Genomic DNA, 18,452 nt, shown 5'->3' with positions numbered 1-18,452 from the left:
TGCCCCGCGAACCGGTTAGGCAACTGCCAATGGCCAGCCAAGCAGGACTAGCGCCGGTCCAAGACCAGATGCCCCGGCCCAGCCTCGCGATAGGTGGCGCTTGGAGGATTATAGTCGACGGCCCGCATCGGGCTCTTGATCTCGTCATTCGCCACCATGCGTTTTTCGTGGCGCCGATCCGGATCCGGCACCGGCACGGCAGCGATGAGTTTCTTCGTATAGGGGTGCTGCGGATTTTCGAAGACGGCGGCGCGTGGGCCGATCTCGACGATCTCGCCGAGATACATCACCGCCACGCGGTGGCTGACGCGCTCGACCACCGCCATGTCGTGCGAGATAAACAGGAAGGCGAGGTTGAGGCTCTGCTGCAGGTCCAGCATCAGATTGATGACCTGTGCCTTGATCGAAACATCGAGCGCCGACACGCTTTCGTCGGCGACGATGACCTTCGGCTGCAGGGCGAGCGCCCGGGCGATGCAGATCCGCTGGCGCTGGCCGCCGGAAAATTCATGCGGGTAACGCGAAGCCATCTCGGGGGAGAGGCCGACCTTGACCAGCAGGTCGGCGACAACGTCCCTCGCCTGTTTCGAATCGCCCATCCTGTGCTCGAGATAGGGCTCGGCGATCGCGGCGCCCACCTTCATGCGCGGATTGAGGCTGGCGAAGGGATCCTGGAAAATCATCTGCACGGATTTGCGCATCTCGCGCAAATCCTTCCTGTCGAGGCCGAGCACCTCCCTGCCCTCAACGAGAACCGAGCCCGCCTGCGGCTCGATGAGACGCATGATAGCGCGGCCCGTCGTCGATTTGCCGCAGCCGGATTCGCCGACAAGCGACAGGGTTTCGCCGGCATGAAGGTCGAAGGAGACGTTCTCGACTGCATGCACGCGGCTGGTCAGCCGGCCGAACAGGCCGGAATGAATGTCGAAACGCTTGGTGAGGTTCTTCACCTCAAGCACCGGCGTTGCGGCGACGGTATCGGCGGCCTCTGCCGGTATGTTCGATTCCCCCGTCGCCGTATTGACCACGGGAAAGCGCAGCGGCCGCTGGCGGCCCTGCATCGAACCGAGCACCGGCACGGCCGACAGCAGCGCCCTGGTGTAAGGATGTTTGCCGCGGTGAAAAATATCGGCGGTGGGGCCGTTCTCGACCTGTTCGCCGCGATACATCACCACCGTCCTGTCGGCGATCTCGGCGACGACGCCCATGTCGTGGGTGATGAAGAGTACGGAGGTCCCCTCCTCTTCCTGCAGCATCTTGATCAGGTCGAGGATCTGGCCTTGGATCGTCACGTCGAGCGCCGTCGTCGGCTCGTCGGCGATCAGGAGTTTCGGCCGGCTGGCGAGCGCCATCGCGATCATCACCCGCTGGCGCATGCCGCCGGAGAAACGATGCGGATATTCGTCGAAGCGCGAGGCGGCAGAGGGAATACGGACCTTTTCCAAGAGCCTGATCGTCTCGGCCCTGGCGTCCGCCTTGCTGATATCGGAATGGCAGAGCAGCGCTTCGGAAATCTGATCGCCGATGGTGAAGAGCGGATTGAGCGATGTCATCGGCTCCTGGAAGATCATCGCCACCTCATTGCCGCGCACCTGCCGCATGGCTTGTTCCGGCAAGGCCAGCAGATCGCGCCCGCCGAGCACGACGCGGCCCTCGATGCGGCTCACCTCCGCCTGCAGCAGCCGCATGATCGACAGCGATGTGACGCTCTTGCCCGAGCCGGATTCGCCGACGATCGCCACAGTTTCGCCGGGCGCCACGGTGAAGGAAACGTCGCGCACCACAGGATTCCAGGCGCCGTCGACCAGAAAGGACGTCGTCAGTCCCTCGACGGAAAGAACGGGGATGGCGGTCTCGATCGATTGTGCTTGGACGCTGCCCATGTCGGCTCCTCTTGCGGCGAATGAGAACGGCGGATCAGTCCGGCCAACGCAGCAAGCCGTCGAAGCGGTGCCGGCTGCGGTTTTCGATCGGGGTTGCGATGATCTCGTTGGAAGCGCGCGCCTTGTCGAGTTCCTCGGCCAGGCGGTTTGCGACAATGACCTCCTGGCCCGGATGCATGTTGCAGGGGTCGAGATAGAAATAGCGATGCTCCACCTCGTGATCCCGGACAATGATCGGCGGGCTGCCCTTGGCCAGCGCATCGGCGAGATCCCAGGCGGTGATATGCGCCTGCTCGGGATCGACGATCAGGCGCAACCGGTCGAGCGGATTGTTGGTCGAGTCGGGCTCGATCAATGCGATGACGCCGGGGCGGCCGTCGAGCGTGCGTTTCCACAGACTGAGATAGCCGGTCTCGCGTTCGCGGATGCCGGCATGGTCGCGGCGCTCCCAGGCCTCGAGCGCCGCCATGACGCCGAAGATGCTCTCCTTGCCGACCTTCATGCCGCGGCCGATGCCCATATTCTGCAGGAAGGCATGGCGCACCAGTTCCTTGCGGCCCGCAACGATGCCCGAGGTCGGGCCGCCGAGGAATTTATGGCCGGAATAGAGCGCGATATCGGCCCCCTGCTCCAGGAAAATTCTCAGATCATATTCCGAGGCCGCATCGACGATCACAGGCACGCCCCTGGCATGGGCGATCTCGACGAATTCCTTCAGGTTCAAAAGGCCGTAATCGACGACATGGTGGGAGACGACATAGACGGCGGCGGCGGTCTTCTCGCTTATGGCCTTTTCCATGTGGAAACGATGGGTCGAGGTCGCCTGCCCGACAAGCACCACCTTGCCGCCACCAAGCCGGATCGCCTGATCGACCGGGGCGCCGTAGCTCACCACATGGCCCATCTGCACCAGTACCTCGTTCTTCTCAGGCACCACATCCGGCAGCTTCTCGATCGCCAGCAGATTGTCGCCGGTGATGGCGCCTGCGACCGCCAGCGAGATGCCGGCAGAGCAGGAGGCGGTGACGAAGCCGGCTTCGCCGCCGGTCAGCCGGGCGATGACGCTGCTTGCCTTGCGCTGCAGGTCGTTGATCTCGACGAAATGTGGCAGGATCGATGCCATCGCTTCGATCGCCTCCGGCACGACGATCGAGGCGCCGAGGCTGGTCATCGTGCCGGATACGTTGATGACGGGGCGAAGGCCGAGCGAAGGTCTGATATCATTGGGCATGAAGGTCTCCGGAAGTCTGGGGCGAGGAACGGGCCATGGGTGGACGTTGCTCCAAATATGCAAGCTCTCGTCAGCCATTCAAGGCGACGATCGCCTCGATCTCGACGGTGATGTTGCCGGGCAGCGAGCCGAAACCGACGGCCGAGCGGGCATGTTCGCCGGCCGCGCCGAAGACCGCGATCAGCAGATCCGAGCAGCCGTTGATGACGCTCGGATGATCTTCGAACTCAGGCACGGCATTGACCATGCCGAGCAGCTTGACCACCCGTTTGACGCGGGAGAGATCGCCGAGCGCCTCCTGCATGACGGCGAGCAGGTTGATGCCGGTCAACCGCGCATGCCGATAGGCCTCCTCGACACCGACGCCGCCGCCGACCTTGCCCGCATGCAGAAAGCCGTCGGCCTCGCGCGGCCCCTGGCCGGAGAGGTAGAGCATATTGCCCTCCACCACATGCGTCACGAAATTGGCGATCGGCGGCGGCGGCGGCGGCAGCTTGATGCCGAGGGCGGCTAACCGTTGGTAAGGCGAGTTCTCGACCTTGCCGGCGGCGCTGGGAAATTGATTCACGCAAACTCCTGTCATGCGAATTTGGATTGGCGAATTTGGTTTTGGATTGGCCGATTTAGGTCGGCGGATTAAAGGTCCTTGCGAAGTCTTGGATCGAGCATGTCCCTCAGGCCATCGCCGACCATCTGCAACGACAGCACCGAGAGGATGATGGCGACACCGGGAAACAGCGTCATCCAGTCGGCCTGGCCGATATATTGCCGGCCGGCGGCGATCATTGTTCCCCAGGTCGGGATCTCCGGGCTGACGCCGAGGCCGAGGAAGGAGAGGCCGGCTTCGGCCAGCATCGCGCTGGCGAAGAGGAAGGTGGCCTGCACCAGGATCGGCGACAGCAGATTGCGCAGCACATGCCGGGTCATGATGTGGAAGGTGGAAATGCCGAGCGCCTTGGCTGCCTCGACATAGGGCAGCTCGCGAATAACCAGCGTCGACGCGCGGACGATGCGGGCAAGACGCGGGAAATAAACGATCGACAGCGCGATGATGACCGTCGTCAATGACGGGCCGAGGGCGGCGACAAGGGCGATCGCCAGCAGAATATCCGGGAACGCCATCATCGCGTCGATCAGCCGGGCAATCGGCGTGTCGAGCTTCTGGAAAAAGCCGGCAAGCAGGCCGAGCGTCACGCCGATCACCGCCGACAGGCTGACGACCGCCGCACCAACGAGCAGCGACAGGCGGCCGGCAAAGATCGTGCGCGAGAAGACGTCGCGGCCGAACTCGTCGGTGCCGAAGAAGAAGGTGCCGCCCGGCGGCTTCAACCGGTTGACGATCGAAAGCTTGGAGGGCGAATAGGGCGCGACGACAGGCGCAAAGACCGCCAGCAGCACGAAGATCGCCAGGATCAGCAGACCGAAGGCCACCGTCTTGCGCTTCAGCAGGCGGCGGAGGAATTTGCTGCCCTCGCTCTCGGCGGGCTTGATTGCAATATCGGCCATCAGTAGCGCACCCTCGGATCGACCAGCAGATAGAGCATGTCGATCGCAAAATTGATCAGCACGTAGAGGGCGGCGATGACGAGCAGCGCCCCCTGGATGACGGGATAGTCGCGGCGCAGCACCGCCGAGACGACGAGATTGCCGACGCCCGGCAGACCGAAGACGGTCTCGGTGACGACGGCGCCGGACATCAATACGGCCGCCGTCAGGCCGAGCACCGTCAGGATCGGGATCAACGCGTTCTTCAGCGCGTGCTTGAGGATGACCTTGCGCTCGATCAGCCCCTTGGCGCGGGCCGTACGGATATAATCATCGCCGAGCACATCGAGCATCGAGGCGCGGGTGAAGCGCAGGATCAGCGCCGAAGAGACGATACCGAGCGCAAAGGCCGGCAGTGTCAGATGATACATGCGGTCGGCAAAGGTCGAGCCGGGGCCGCCATAGCCCGAAACAGGGAAGAGATTGAGCCTGACGGCGAAGAACTGCATCAGGATGAGACCAAGCCAGAAGCTTGGAATGCTGGCGGCAAACATGGCCAGCGTCGTTGCCGCCTGGTCGACGAAGGAGCCGCGCCGATAGGCGGCATAGATACCGATCGGCAGCGCAATGATGCTGGCGATGGCAAGGGAAAACAGCGTCAGGAAAAAGGTCGGCTCGGCGCGGTCGAGCAGAGCCGACGTGACCGGCATGTTGAGGAAGATCGACTGGCCGAGATCGCCCTTCAGCAGCTGGCCGATATAATAGACATATTGCAGGCCGAGCGACTGATCGAGGCCGAGCCTGCTTCTCAGATCGGCAATATCCTGCGGCGTCGCATCCGGCCCGAGCATGACCGCGGCCGGATCCCCCGGCGTCACCCGCACGATGACGAAGACGATCGTGACGACGAGAAACATCACGACGATCATGCCGAACAGGCGCTGGAGGATGTAGCGGATCATCCGAACTTTGCTCCTCGGCTTGGTTCGCGCAGCATCCACCTTCCCTCATTCCTGTGCTTGTCACAGGAATCCAGCGCGCCCAAGTCCTTGGGCGCGAAAGACTCTTTGATCGGATAAGGGTCAATCACGGCGCAGAAGCGCCGTGGCTGGATTCCTGTGACAACCACAGGAATGAGGGAGCAACTGGCGGCCACCGAAATCACTCCATCACTTCTTGATCGAAGCGTTCCAGAAATACGGCCACGGAGCCGGATCGACGCCTTCGAGCTTGACCGATTTCGCCGAAACCGCGTTGAAATCGCCGATCTTCATGAAGGGCGCATCGGCATAAACGGCCTTCTGGACATCGGCCCAGAGTGCGACACGCTTCTTCGGATCGACTTCGGAGGTGAAGGCATCGACGGCGGCCTTGCGGGCCGGCGTATCCCACCAGCCGGGCGAGCTGGTCGAGAGCGAGCCGATCAGCGCCGGCTCCGGCAGGAACGGGCTGTGGGTGATGTAGATATCCCAGAGCTTCGGATCGGTACGGCGCTGCGTCAGCGTCGCCCAATCCACCACCTGCATATCGACGGTGAAGCCGGCAAGCTTCAGATATTCGGCGGCGACCTGCGCCATCTTGTAATGGAATTCGTACTGGCGGCTGGTCAGGATGCGGATCGGCTCGCCATTGTATCCGGCCTTCTTGGCGGCAGCCGCCGCCCCTTCCGGATCGGCGACATTGTAGGCGCCTTCGGCGCCGGCATCGGTCGACCAGGAAAAGGTCTTCGGATAGATGGCGCCGTCGAGCGCATAGAAATCCGTGCTGCCGAAGGCGGCGGCCAGCATGTCTTCCATGCTGAGCGCCTGGCGGATCGCCTTGCGAACCTCGACATTCCCGGCAACACCTTCCTTCGTGTTGAAGACGAAAACTGGATAACCGAAGGGCTTGAGCATGACCGGCTGCGAGGCGGTCGAGGCCTTCAGCTTGTCGTAGGATTCGACCGGGATCGAATCGACATAATCGTACTGGCCGGAAACGGCGGCCTCGACGCGGGTATTCGGATCCGGCACCGGCACGAAGCGGATTTCGTCGAGATACTGACGGCGGGCGCCGCCATAACCATTGCTGTCGCCTTCGCGCGACTTGTATCCGTCGAAGCGGACGAGCTGGATATATTGGTCGGCCTTGCGCTCCTTCAGCATATAGGGGCCGGTGCCGATGAACTCCTTCATCGGCTCGTCCTGCTTTTCCGACGGGATGATGATCGCCGCCGAATTGTTGAAGGCGAGCAGCGAGGTCAGCGGCGCATAGGGCTGCTTCAGCGTGATGGTCACGGTCGCCGGATCGGCAGCCGCGATCTTGTCGATGAAGCCCGCCACCTGCTTGCCGCGCGAGGCGATCTTCATCCAGCGGTTCAGCGAGGCGACGACATCCTCGGACGTCATGTCGCTATTGTCGTGGAACTTGATGCCGGCCCTGAGCTTGATCGTATAGGTTTTGCCGTCGGCGCTGATCTCGGGCAGGCTTTCGGCCAGAAGCGGCGTCACGTTCCAGCTCTTGTCGAAGGTGTAGAGCGTTTCGAAAATATGCTGCGTGACGATGCCGACGAGATCGGCCGTCGACGACATCGGATCGAGCGTCGGCGGCTCGCCGATCGTCGCGACATTGATGACGCCGCCCTTTTCCTCAGCAAGCAAGGTCGAAGGCAGGGCGACGAGCGCAGTGCCGAGCAGGAATGCGACAAGCGTTTTCATATGAGAGCTCCCGGTTAAGTTCCACAATTATGTAATTCATGTTTTTGTAACAGAATAAGAGATGAAATGATCGTGTCAAGCGGAAGCCGTGGATTATGTCGTGAGACGAGGTCGCAGCGGCAAACAGCACCGAACCGCGTGTGCGGCTAGCCGCCTGCCCGAAGCTCGCGCATTATGCGAGCGTGAAGAATCGGCAGCGCCACGGCTTCAATAGAGCGAGGATGGAATGAGCATCGATTTCAACGACGGAAAATGGCGGAACGAACCGGAAAGCTGGCACGCCGACGCAACCGGCCTGACGCTGACAACAGGCGAAAAGACCGATTTCTGGCGGGAAACCTATTACGGCTTCACCCGCGACAGCGGCCACTTCCTCGCCTTCCCGACGACCGAGAGCTTCACCGCGCAGATCCGCGTACAAGGCGAGTTCCGCACCCTTTACGACCAGGCCGGCCTGATGGTGCGCCTCGACGAAAAACGCTGGGTCAAGACAGGCGTCGAATTCACCGACGGCGAGGCCTTCCTGAGCACCGTCGTCACCGACGGCAGGTCCGACTGGTCGGTGTCGCAGCCTTTCAAGGAACTCAAAGATTTCCGCATCCGCGTCACCCTCGCAGGCGGCGCCCTGCGTATCCAGGCCTCCCGCGACGGCAGCCGCTGGCCGCTACTGCGGTTAGCGCCCTTCCCCGCTGCCGGCCGATACGAGGTTGGGCCGACCGCGTGCACGCCGGAGCGAAGCGGGTTGACGGTGCGTTTTTCGGAGTTTTCGATCGGGCCGGCAATTACGACGGATCTGCATGATTTAAGTTGAGGAACGCTGTGATGCGTTCAACCAGATTTGTCGGAAGGCAGGCGGAACGCTATTTTCGGGATGACAGCCGCGTCGTTCTCTGCGAAAAAGAGCGGGATGAGAGACAGGGGCGTTCGTCGACAGGCGGGCTGAGAAGAACCCTTCGAACCTGAACCGGATAATGCCGGCGGAGGGAGTCGCTCGGGGCATCGCCGTCGACGCGCCCCGCGCCTGCCCCGCCTGAAAGGGGCGCCATGCAGAGCAAGACCACCTCGGGAGCCATGCTGGAGGCGATGCGGGAGAAGCCGCCGCTCGTCCACTGCATCACCAATTATGTCGCCATGAACGTCGCGGCCAATGTCCTGCTTGCCTCAGGCGCTTCGCCCGCCATGGTGCATGCGGCTGAGGAAGCCGGCGAATTCGCCGGCATCGCGAGCGCGCTGACCGTCAATATCGGCACGCTGTCGACGCAATGGCTCGACGGCATGCAGGCGGCGGCCAAGGCGGCAGCCTCAGCCGGCAAACCCTGGGTGCTCGATCCGGTGGCGCATTATGCCACCGCCTTTCGCCGCCAAGCAGTCACCGATCTGCTGGCGCTGAAGCCCACGATCATCCGCGGCAATGCTTCCGAGATCATCGCGCTTGCCGGCGGGGAAAGCCGCGGCCAGGGCGTCGACAGCCGCGATCCGGTCGAGCAGGCGGAAGATTCGGCCCGTCGGCTCGCGGAGCGGCAGCAGGCCATCGTCGCCGTCACCGGCGCCGTCGATTTCGTGACCGATGGCGAAAGAGCCGTGCGCATCAAGGGCGGATCGGTGCTGATGCCGCAGGTGACCGCGCTCGGCTGCTCACTGACCTGCCTTATCGGCGCCTTTGCCGCCACCGCGCCCGAGGATCTGTTCGGCGCGACGGTCGCAGCGCTCGCAACCTTTGCCGTCGCTGGCGAAGATGCCGCACTCGGGGCGGCCGGCCCCGGCTCGTTCGCCTGGCGCTTCCTCGATGCGCTGGCCGCGCTCGACGGCGAAGCGCTGGATGCGAGAGCCAGGGTATCGATTGCATGAAGGCTTTCGACCTTTCGCTCTATCTCGTGCTCGATCCGGATCTCTGCGCCCCGATCGGCATGGTCGAGACCGCCCGGCTTGCCGTTGCCGGCGGCGCGACAATGGTGCAACTGCGCGACAAAAGAGCCGGCACTTCGAAGATGATCGAGACCGGCCGCGCCTTGAGAATGGCGCTCGGTGGCACCGGCGCCCGTCTCATCGTCAATGACGATGTCGAGGCGGCGATCGCCATCGGCGCCGACGGGTTGCATATCGGCCAGGAGGACCTGAACGCGCGCGCCGCGCGGGAGATGATCGGTCCCGACATGATCCTCGGCCTCTCGGTCGAAACCGAGGCGCTCGCCGCCGCCGTCGATCCGGGTCTCGTCGATTATACGGGCGTCGGCCCGGTGTTTGCGACGCCAACCAAGGCCGACCACAAGCAGCCGATCGGCTTTGATGGTCTCGCCAGACTGGTGCAGCTCTCGCCAGTGACGTCCGTCGCCATCGGCGGGCTGAAGGCGGATCATGTGGCCGAAGTCTTTGCTGCCGGCGCCAAGGGGCTTGCCGTCGTCTCCGCCATCTGCGGCACGCCGGACCCGGAAGCGGCCACGCGCCGCATAGCTGCAGAAATTCGAAAGGTTCCGGCATGATCCGCAACGTTCTTTCCATCGCCGGCTCCGATCCCTCGGGCGGCGCCGGCATCCAGGCCGATCTCAAGGCCTTTTCCGCCCGCGGCGTCTACGGCATGGCGGTGCTGACCGCGCTGACGGCGCAGAACACCCAAGGGGTCACCGGCGTGCATCTGGTGCCGCCTCCATTCGTCGCCGACCAGATCGCTGCCGTCTTTGCCGATGTGCGCGTCGATGCGGTCAAGATCGGCATGATCGCCAATGCCGAGATCGCCGAGGCCGTCGCCGCCGCACTTTCTAAAGCTCTGGCCGCAGCAACAGCCAACGGACGCGGCATTCCTGTCGTCCTCGATCCCGTCATGATCGCCAAAGGCGGTGCCGCCCTGCTCGCGCCCGAAGCGGTCGACGTGCTGACCCTCCGGCTGCTGCCGCTCGCCACGCTTTTGACGCCGAACCTGCCGGAGGCCGCCGCGCTGCTGCACCAGCCGGTCGCGACGAGCCGGGCTGACATGGCGGCGCAGGCCGAACAGCTGCGCGCACTCGGCCCGGCCGCCGTGCTGGTCAAGGGCGGCCATCTCGACTGCGACGAAAGCCCCGACGTGCTGGCCGCCGCCGATGGCCTGCACTGGTTCGAAGCCCAGCGGGTGCCGACCAAGAACACCCACGGCACCGGATGCACACTGTCGAGCGCGCTGGCGGCCGAGCTTGCCAAGGGCGCCTCGGCGCGGCAGGCCGTTTCGATTGCCAAGGATTATCTTGCCGGCGCGGTCGCGGCGGCCGGAAATCTCAGCGTCGGCTCCGGCCACGGTCCGGTGCAGCATTTTCATGCGCTTTGGAAAGACGGCGAATGAAGGCAGCCGCCCCTCATCCGCCTGCCGGCACCGACCGGGGTCGAACCACGGGTCTCGACCCGTCCTTCGGCCCCCCGTAAACGGGCGAAGGGGGATAGCCGCAGCCTCTCCGTTCCTCTCTGCCTCTCGCAGGGCACGTCCCCTCGCCCCGTTTACGGGGAGAGGGTTAGGGTGAGGGGCAGCTACGGACGCCAACCAGACGGCCGTGGCCTTATGCGAGCATGACGAAGAGGAGCTGACCCACTTTGTCAGCAGTTTGAAACGGCCCGTCCATCCTGGGCCGTTTTTTGTTCGTCGCCTACTTTGCGTTGAAGTCACAGCTATCACGGGAGGCAGCCGCTTTGACCTTCTGAAAAACCCTGTTGACAAGCCCGACGAGATGGCCAAGTCTATGACATAAGAGGGATATATATTCCGTAACTACGGAATTGCAGGAGGAATGTCGGGGTGCCAGACCTGCTTGTGAGCCTGTATTCCGCAAAGCTTGCCGACCTGAAACAGAGAGCCGACAACGTCGGCGCCGCCATCCGCCCGGCACTCCCCCCGGAACTGCATCTCGTCGTCAACTGGGTTCGCGAACGGTTCAGCGAGAACTGGGCAAGCGAGGTCTCGGTCGGCCATGCCTATGCCTTCATCGGCGATGCCGGTCCCATCGATTTTTACGCCAGGACCGCAGGCGCCATCACCATCCCGGCCCCCGACAAGGGCATCTACGAAGGCATGCTGAGAAGCATGCCGCAATGACCATCTGATACCGGAGTACTAGACTTGTCCTCGACCCCGCTCGCCCTTTTTGTCGGCCTTCCTAATCCGGTTCTTTCGGATGATGAATTTGCGCTCTTTCGCGAGACCAATCCGCTCGGCCTCTTCGTCGGCCGGCGCAATCAGCGCGAGCCGGAGCAGACCAAGCGGCTGATCGAACGCTTCCGTGAAGCCGTCGGCCGCGACGATGCGCCTGTCTTTACCGACCAGGAAGGCGGCCGCGTCCAGCATCTCGATGCCGGCCCCTGGCCGCTCTTCCGCAGCTTCGGCCAGTTTGCCGAACTGGCGCGCCGCGATTTCGAGCTCGGCAAACGAGCCCTGCGCCTTTCCTCCCAGGCCATGGGGGCGATGATGACGGAACTTGGCCTTTCCAGCGGCTGCTCGCCCGTTCTCGACCTCGTCTTCGAGACGACGAGCGCGGTGATCGGCGCCCGCTCCTTCGGCCCGGATCCCGATGTCATCGCCGCCCTCAGCCGCGAGGTGGTCGACGGCCTGCTCGAGACCGGCAACATGCCTGTGATGAAGCACATTCCCGGCCATGGCCGCGCGACGCTCGACTCGCACAAGGAGCGTCCGATCGTCGACGCCAGCCGCGAAATGCTCGCTGCCACCGATTTCAAACCCTTCGTCGCCCTGAAGGATACGCCTTGGGCCATGGTCGCCCACGTCGTCTATTCGGCTTACGACGCGGAGCTGCCGGCCTCCGTCTCGCCTGTCATGCACGACGTCATCCGCAACGATCTAGGTTATGACGGTGTGCTGATCTCCGACTGCATCTTCATGGAGTCGCTCTCCGGCACGCTGCCGGAGCGCGTGAGCCAAGTGCTCGACGCAGGTTTCGACATCGCGCTGCACAGCCATGGCGACATTCCCGAAAGCGAAGCCGCTGCCAAAGCCGCCCGCCCACTGACGGATGCCGCGCTGCAGCGCATCGCCGCCGGCAAGGCCCGCCTCGGCAATCTCAAGATCGACGTCCGCGCCGCCCACCGCCAAGTCGAAGACATGTTTGCCAGCGCCTCGGTCTTCTGACCGGCGCGCCATCTCTCACCGCATAAGAAAAAGGGGAATAGGACATGAAAAAATATCTTCTTGCCGCCGCTGCGCTGTCGCTGCTTTCGGGCTCTGCCATGGCGCAGACGATCCTGACGGCGAATATCGAACCGGCGACGACTTGGGTTCGCAACTTCAACCCGTTCAACCAGACCTCGGCGCGCCAGTCGACGCTCGATTTCATCTATGAGCCGCTTGTTATTTTCAACCGCTTCGACAGCAACAAGCCGGTCTATCGTCTGGCCGAAAGCTTCAAACTGTCCGACGACCTGAAGAGCATTGAGTTCAAGCTGCGCCCCGACCTGAAATGGTCGGACGGCAAGCCGCTGACCTCAGCCGACGTCAAGTTCACCTATGATTACCTGAAGAAATTCCCGGCGCTCGACTTCGTCAGCATTTGGACCTTCGTCACCGACGTCCAGGCCGTCGACGGCCAGACGGTGCGTTTCACGCTCGCCAATCCGAGCTCGCTCGCCGCCGAGCAGATCTCGCAGCTGCCGATCGTCCCCGAACATGTCTGGAAGGATGTCGCCGACCCGGTCACCTTCGCCAACGAAAACCCGGTCGGCAGCGGCCCGCTGACCGAGGTGCCGCGTTTCACCGGTCAGACCTACGATCAGTGCCGCAATCCCAACTACTGGGACAATGAGCACCTGAAGGTCGATTGCATCCGTTTCCCGCAGCTTGCCGACAACAACCAGATCCTGACGGCAACGGCCGACGGCACGCTCGATTGGGGCGTCTCCTTCATCCCCGATATTGATAATGTCTATGTCTCCAAGGATCCGGAACATTTCCACTACTGGTATTCGCCGAGCAGCATGGTCGCCTTCCTGTTCAACCTGGAAACCGCGAACGAGAACAACAAGAAGGCCTTCAACGATGTGAAGTTTCGCCGTGCGCTCGGCATGGCGCTCGACCGCAAGACGATGATCGACGTCGCCGGCTACGGCTATCCGACGCTGAACGAAGATCCCGGCCTGATGGGCGAGCTTTACAAAAGCTGGGCGGATCCGTCGGTCAAGGCCGATTTCGGCAAGTTCGCGACGTATGACGCCGACGCCGCCAAGGCGCTGCTCGACGAAGCCGGCTACAAGGACAAGGACGGCGACGGCTTCCGCGACAATCCCGACGGTACGAAGATCTCCTTCTCGATCATCGTTCCGAATTCCTGGACGGACTGGGTCGACACCGTCAACATCGCCGTCGAAGGCATGCAGGCGGTCGGCATCGACGCCAAGATCGAAACGCCGGAGGAAGCCGTCTGGACAGGCAACCTCATCAACGGCAGCTTCGATGCGGCGATCAACAGCCTGCCGGCCTCGGCCTCGCCCTATTATCCCTACAAGCGCGCCTTCAGCGCCTCGGACAAGGGCAAGACCCGCTTCACCGCCCAGCGCTGGTTCAATCCCGATGTCGAGAAGCTCGTCGTCGAATTCACCCATACCGCCGACCTCGCCAAGCAGAAGGACGCGATGAACAAGGCGCAGCGCATCGTCGCCGAAAACATGCCTGTCATTCCGGTGTTCAACAATCCGAACTGGTACCAGTACAACACCAAGCGCTTCACCGGCTGGTCGACCAAGGAAAACCCCTTCGTCAATCCGTCGATTTCGCGCACCAATCCGGCACGCCTGTTGAACCTGCTCGCTCTCGAGCCGGTCAAGTAAGGCATTGATCCCGGGAGCGGTGCTTTCAACGCCGCTCCCGCCACGACGGAGTTTCCATGGCTTTCCTGCTTCGCCGTCTCGTCTTCTATATGGCGGCCTTCATCGCGGCAGCGACGATCAATTTCTTCCTGCCCCGGCTGATGCCGGGCGATCCCGTGCAGATCATGTTTGCGAGCGCCGGCACTGAACTGCCGCCGGAAAGCCTGCAGGCGCTGAAGCTCACCTTCGGCTTCGTCGACGGGCCGCTCTGGCAGCAATATCTCACCTATCTCGGCAGCATCTTCACCGGCGATCTCGGCCGCTCGATCAAATATTTCCCGCTACCGGTCACCTCGGTGCTCGGCCATGCCCTCGTCTGGACGGTCGGCCTGATGGGAACGGCAACGATCATCAGCTTCGCGCTCGGCACCTTGCTCGGCATCGTCGCCGCCTGGCGCCGCGGCAGCAGGTTCGACGTTATCGTCTCCGTCGGCGCGATTTTTGCGACCTCGGTGCCGGCCGTCGTTACCTCCTTGATCGTGCTCTTCATCTTCGGCTTCACGCTCGGCTGGTTCCCGAACGGATATGCCGCCGATCCCTCGCTCGATCCCGCCCTCAGCCTGCAATATATCGGCAGCGTCGCCTATCACGGCATCCTGCCGATGGTGACGCTCTGCACCGTGCTGATCGGCGGCTTCACCGTCACCATGCGCAACAACATGATCAACCTGCTCGGCGAAGACTATATCGTCATGGCCCGCGCCAAGGGCCTGTCCGACCGGCATGTCATGCTCTGGTATGCGGCGCGCAACGCGCTGCTGCCGACGGTCTCCAGCCTTGCCATCGCCATCGGCACCATTCTGGGCGGCTCACTGGTGACAGAGGTCGTCTACAATTATCCTGGCCTCGGCAATATTCTCTACCAAGCGATCCTCGCCCGCGATTACCCGGTCATCCAGGGCCAGCTGCTGATCATGACCGCGACCATGCTGATCGCCAATTTCATCGTCGACGTCAGCTATGTCATGCTCGACCCGCGGCTGAAGGGAGCGTGAGATGAAGACCCTGCTTCGCAACCGCAAGGCGCTCACCGGCCTCGTCATCATCGCTTTCATCGTCATCGTTGCGATTGCAGCGCCGCTGCTGTCCCAATACGATCCCGCCGCCCGCACCGGGCGGCCGCACCAGCCGCCAACGCTCGATCATCTGCTCGGCACGACCCGCATCGGCCAGGATGTCTTCGCCCGCCTGCTCTACGGCGCCCGCACCTCGCTCGCCGTCGGCTTCGGCGCCGGTCTGCTGATCACCCTCGTCGGCACCGCGCTCGGCATCATCGCGGGCTATCGCGGCGGCAAGACCGACGAGATCATCAGCTTCTTCACAAATATGGTGCTGGTCGTTCCCAACCTGCCGCTGCTGCTGGTGCTCGCCGCATTCATCGGCCAAGCGAGCCCGCTGGTCATTGCGCTCATCCTCGGCGCCACCTCCTGGGCCTGGGGCGCCCGCGTCACACGCGCCGAGACGCTTTCCGTCAAACACAAGGATTTCGTCAAATCGGCCGAGATGATGGGCGAGCCGCAATGGCGCATCATGACATTCGAGATCTTCCCCAATGTGATATCGATCGTCGGCATCAATTTCATCGGCAGCGTCATCTTCGCTATCATCACCGAGGCGACGCTGGAATTTCTCGGCCTCGGCGATCCCCGCGCGATCTCCTGGGGCACGATGCTCTACAATGCTCAGAAGGCCTCGGCGCTTTCGGTCGGCGCCTGGTGGGATATTCTCACCCCCTGCTTCGCGCTCGCCTTCCTCGGCATCGGAATGTCACTCCTGAACTTCGCCGTCGACGAGATCGCCAATCCAAGGCTGCGTACCGGCAATCATCTGAAGCGCTGGTCGCTGCTCGTCCGTTCCGGGGAGGGCCGCCTGTGACGCAGCCGCTGCTCTCGGTGAGAAAGCTCTCGATCGACTATATCGGCGAGGAGAAGGATTTTCGCGCCGTCGACGATGTCAGCTTCGATGTGGCGCCGGGCGAGGTCTTCGGCCTTGCCGGCGAATCCGGCTGCGGCAAGAGCACCATCGCCTTCGCCATCAGCCGCCTGCACAGGCCGCCGGCGCTGATCCGCAAGGAAAGCCGCATCCTGCTCGACGGCCGCGACGTGCTCAGCCTCGACCGGCAGGCGCTTGCCGCCTTCCGCTGGCGCGAGGTCGCCATGGTTTTTCAGAGCGCCATGAACTCGCTGAACCCGGTGCTGCGCATCGAGGCGCAGTTCTACGACGTGCTGCGCACCCATAAGGGCATGAGCCGGACGCAAGCCCGCGAGCGCACCGCCGAGATGCTGACGCTCGTGGACATCGCGCCGGATCGCATGCGCGACTATCCGCATCAGTTTTCCGGCGGCATGCGCCAGCGCATCGTCATCGCCATCTGCATGGCGCTCGACCCGAAGCTCGTCATCATGGACGAGCCGACGACGGCGCTCGACGTCGTCGTCCAGCGCGAGATCCTGCAGCGCATCAACGAATTGCGCCGCCGCTTCGGCTTCTCCGTGCTGTTCATCACCCATGATCTCGGGTTGATGGTGCAGTTCTGCGACCGCATCGGCATCATGCTGTCAGGCAGGCTGGTGGAGCAGAACGCGGCCGAAGCGATCTACCGGACGCCGGCGCACGACTATACGAAGAAGCTCTGGGCCTCCTTCCCCTCACTTCATGGAGGCGTGCTGCTATGAGCGAGGCCATCCTTGCGCTCGACACGGTGACCAAGACCTTCGGCCACGGCGCGTCCGCCGTTCATGCTGCCCGCTCGATCGCCTTTTCGCTGCGTGCCGGCCGGGCGCTGGCGCTGGTCGGCGAATCCGGCAGCGGCAAGACCACCTGCGCCCGCATGGCGATGCGCGAATATCTGCCGACATCGGGCCGCATCCTCTACAAGGGCCGGCCGGTCGAGACGGCGAATTCGGCCGAAATCGCCCGCTACCGCCGCTCGGTGCAGATGATATTCCAGGATCCCTTCGCCTCTTTGAACCCCGCCCATACCATCGCGCACCATCTCCGTCGGCCGCTGAAGCTGCATCGCCCTGATATCAAGGGGATGGAGATCGACGCCACCATCCGCCAACTGCTGGGGCGCGTCAGGCTCGATCCCGATCTCGTCGCGCCGAAATATCCGCATGAACTCTCCGGCGGCCAGCGCCAGCGCGTCAACATCGCCCGCGCGCTTGCCGTCAAGCCGGAGGTGATCGTCGCCGACGAACCAACTTCGATGCTCGACGTCTCGGTGCGCCTCGGCGTGCTGAACCTGTTGAACGAGATGAAGCGAGAGATGAATCTCGGTCTGCTCTACATCACCCATGACATCGCCACCGCCCGTTATGTCGCGGAAGATATAGCCGTGATGTATGCCGGCCAGATCGTCGAATGGGGCAGCACCGCCCGAGTGATCGACAATCCGCTGCATCCCTATACCAGGCTGCTGCTCTCGGCCGTGCCCGATCCCGACGTCCGTTTCGAAGATCCGAAGGCGCGGCTGAGACCCGACGAGGTCGAGGATATCCGCCGCCGTTCGGCCGCCCTGCAGGACGATGTCGCCGAAGTGGAGTCGGGTCATTTCATGCGGATGGTCTGACGCCGGTTTGCTGGTTTCGCTCGTCTGCCTGTGCTAGGGGAGCCTTTCTTCATTTGAGGCGAAACTGTCATGCTTCCCTGGATTCAACTCGATTCCGCGACCATTCCCGGCGACACCGGCGAGTTGCGCCTGAAGCAGCGCGGCAGCGAGTTCTCGATCATGCTCGGCGCCAACGAGCTGATGAACAGCCGTCTCAGCGGCTCGGAAGAAGCCCTCGCCACGCTCTCCTGGGAGCGAATCAAGGCGCATCCCAAGCCGAGAATCCTGATCGGCGGGCTTGGCATGGGTTTTACCCTGCGCGCCGCTCTCGCTGTTGTTCCCGATGATGCCGGCGTCACGGTCGCCGAACTGGTGCCCGCCGTTGTCGCCTGGGCGCGCGGGCCAATGGCCGAGGTGTTCAAGGGCTGCCTCGACGATCCCCGCGTCGGCATCCATCAGGGCGATGTCGGCGAGGCGATCCGCGCCGGCAAGAGCGCCTACGACGCGATCCTGCTCGACGTCGACAATGGACCGGATGGACTGACCCGCAAATCCAACGACCGGCTCTACGATTTCGCCGGCCTCCGCGCCGCCCGCGACGCGCTTCGCTCCGGCGGCGTGCTCGCCGTCTGGTCGTCCGGCCCCGATCCGGATTTCACCCGCCGCCTCAAGGACAGCGGCTTTTCCGTCGAAGCGGTCAACACCCGCGCCAACGGCAAACGCGGCGGCGCCCGCCACGTCATCTGGCTGGCGATCAAGCCGGCCCGCTGACGAAG

The 18,452-nt window shown here is 63.3% G+C and carries 18 protein-coding genes and 1 riboswitch; of the genes, 12 read left to right on the top strand and 6 right to left on the bottom strand.

From position 1 onward, the window contains the following. Positions 1-47 precede the first annotated feature (47 nt). The 6 genes from C4N04_RS08180 to C4N04_RS08155 form a co-directional block, all read right to left on the bottom strand. Complete coding sequence (locus C4N04_RS08180) at positions 48-1,883, bottom strand: ABC transporter ATP-binding protein (RefSeq protein ID WP_106795776.1); 1,836 nt, start codon at positions 1,881-1,883, stop codon at positions 48-50. Positions 1,884-1,917: 34 nt separating this feature from the next. Then, positions 1,918-3,114, bottom strand: coding sequence for an aminotransferase class V-fold PLP-dependent enzyme (locus tag C4N04_RS08175; RefSeq protein WP_106795775.1), 1,197 nt, complete (start codon positions 3,112-3,114; stop codon positions 1,918-1,920). A gap of 70 nt (positions 3,115-3,184) precedes the next feature. Continuing rightward, on the bottom strand, positions 3,185-3,697 hold the full coding sequence (locus C4N04_RS08170) for a RidA family protein (protein WP_106795774.1): 513 nt from the start codon (positions 3,695-3,697) through the stop codon (positions 3,185-3,187). 53 nt (positions 3,698-3,750) lie between these two features. Continuing rightward, complete coding sequence (locus C4N04_RS08165; protein WP_106795773.1) at positions 3,751-4,620, bottom strand: ABC transporter permease; 870 nt, start codon at positions 4,618-4,620, stop codon at positions 3,751-3,753. Next, a complete protein-coding gene (locus C4N04_RS08160; RefSeq protein ID WP_179363856.1) occupies positions 4,620-5,561 on the bottom strand; it encodes an ABC transporter permease in 942 nt (313 codons plus the stop codon). Before C4N04_RS08160 ends, C4N04_RS08165 begins: the two co-directional genes overlap by 1 nt. A gap of 207 nt (positions 5,562-5,768) precedes the next feature. Next, complete coding sequence (locus C4N04_RS08155) at positions 5,769-7,295, bottom strand: ABC transporter substrate-binding protein (protein ID WP_096763544.1); 1,527 nt, start codon at positions 7,293-7,295, stop codon at positions 5,769-5,771. A 226-nt stretch (positions 7,296-7,521) separates the two neighbouring features. Here C4N04_RS08155 and C4N04_RS08150 point away from each other — a divergent pair, with 226 nt between their 5' ends. The 12 genes from C4N04_RS08150 to C4N04_RS08095 all read left to right on the top strand — a co-directional run bounded on the left by C4N04_RS08150 (position 7,522) and on the right by C4N04_RS08095 (position 18,447). Continuing rightward, positions 7,522-8,106: a DUF1349 domain-containing protein gene (locus C4N04_RS08150; protein WP_096763543.1), complete on the top strand. Its 585-nt coding sequence runs from the start codon at positions 7,522-7,524 to the stop codon at positions 8,104-8,106. A gap of 95 nt (positions 8,107-8,201) precedes the next feature. Then, positions 8,202-8,298, top strand: a riboswitch (TPP riboswitch). Positions 8,299-8,339: 41 nt separating this feature from the next. Continuing rightward, the gene (gene thiM / locus C4N04_RS08145) at positions 8,340-9,143 is read left to right on the top strand and encodes a hydroxyethylthiazole kinase (protein ID WP_106795772.1); all 804 of its coding nucleotides are present in this window, start codon (positions 8,340-8,342) and stop codon (positions 9,141-9,143) included. Next, a complete protein-coding gene (gene thiE / locus C4N04_RS08140) occupies positions 9,140-9,775 on the top strand; it encodes a thiamine phosphate synthase (RefSeq protein ID WP_106795771.1) in 636 nt (211 codons plus the stop codon). The genes thiM and thiE overlap by 4 nt, the downstream gene beginning before the upstream one ends. Then, the gene (thiD, locus tag C4N04_RS08135; RefSeq protein ID WP_106795770.1) at positions 9,772-10,605 is read left to right on the top strand and encodes a bifunctional hydroxymethylpyrimidine kinase/phosphomethylpyrimidine kinase; all 834 of its coding nucleotides are present in this window, start codon (positions 9,772-9,774) and stop codon (positions 10,603-10,605) included. The genes thiE and thiD overlap by 4 nt, the downstream gene beginning before the upstream one ends. Positions 10,606-11,052: 447 nt before the next feature. Continuing rightward, a complete protein-coding gene (locus C4N04_RS08130; RefSeq protein ID WP_106795769.1) occupies positions 11,053-11,349 on the top strand; it encodes a hypothetical protein in 297 nt (98 codons plus the stop codon). Between the two features lie 24 nt (positions 11,350-11,373). Then, positions 11,374-12,396 carry a glycoside hydrolase family 3 N-terminal domain-containing protein gene (locus tag C4N04_RS08125; protein ID WP_106795768.1) on the top strand — a complete coding sequence of 341 codons (1,023 nt, stop codon included), beginning with the start codon at positions 11,374-11,376 and terminating at the stop codon, positions 12,394-12,396. A gap of 44 nt (positions 12,397-12,440) precedes the next feature. Next, positions 12,441-14,087, top strand: coding sequence for an ABC transporter substrate-binding protein (locus C4N04_RS08120; protein ID WP_106795767.1), 1,647 nt, complete (start codon positions 12,441-12,443; stop codon positions 14,085-14,087). A gap of 56 nt (positions 14,088-14,143) precedes the next feature. Further along, on the top strand, positions 14,144-15,121 hold the full coding sequence (locus C4N04_RS08115) for an ABC transporter permease (protein ID WP_077989648.1): 978 nt from the start codon (positions 14,144-14,146) through the stop codon (positions 15,119-15,121). A 1-nt stretch (position 15,122) separates the two neighbouring features. After that, a complete protein-coding gene (locus tag C4N04_RS08110; protein ID WP_077989649.1) occupies positions 15,123-16,001 on the top strand; it encodes an ABC transporter permease in 879 nt (292 codons plus the stop codon). Continuing rightward, on the top strand, positions 15,998-16,801 hold the full coding sequence (locus C4N04_RS08105) for an ABC transporter ATP-binding protein (RefSeq protein WP_106795766.1): 804 nt from the start codon (positions 15,998-16,000) through the stop codon (positions 16,799-16,801). Before C4N04_RS08110 ends, C4N04_RS08105 begins: the two co-directional genes overlap by 4 nt. Continuing rightward, positions 16,798-17,697 (top strand): ATP-binding cassette domain-containing protein, encoded by a 900-nt coding sequence (locus C4N04_RS08100; RefSeq protein ID WP_106795765.1) that lies wholly within the window; start codon positions 16,798-16,800, stop codon positions 17,695-17,697. The genes C4N04_RS08105 and C4N04_RS08100 overlap by 4 nt, the downstream gene beginning before the upstream one ends. A gap of 69 nt (positions 17,698-17,766) precedes the next feature. After that, on the top strand, positions 17,767-18,447 hold the full coding sequence (locus C4N04_RS08095) for a hypothetical protein (RefSeq protein ID WP_106795764.1): 681 nt from the start codon (positions 17,767-17,769) through the stop codon (positions 18,445-18,447). The last annotated feature ends 5 nt before the right edge of the window (positions 18,448-18,452 follow it).

The organism is Rhizobium sp. H4 (assembly GCF_003013335.1).
Lineage (GTDB): Bacteria > Pseudomonadota > Alphaproteobacteria > Rhizobiales > Rhizobiaceae > Rhizobium > Rhizobium sophoriradicis.
Note: the sequence above shows the minus strand (reverse complement) of the source record. Positions and strands in the feature narration are given on the sequence as shown.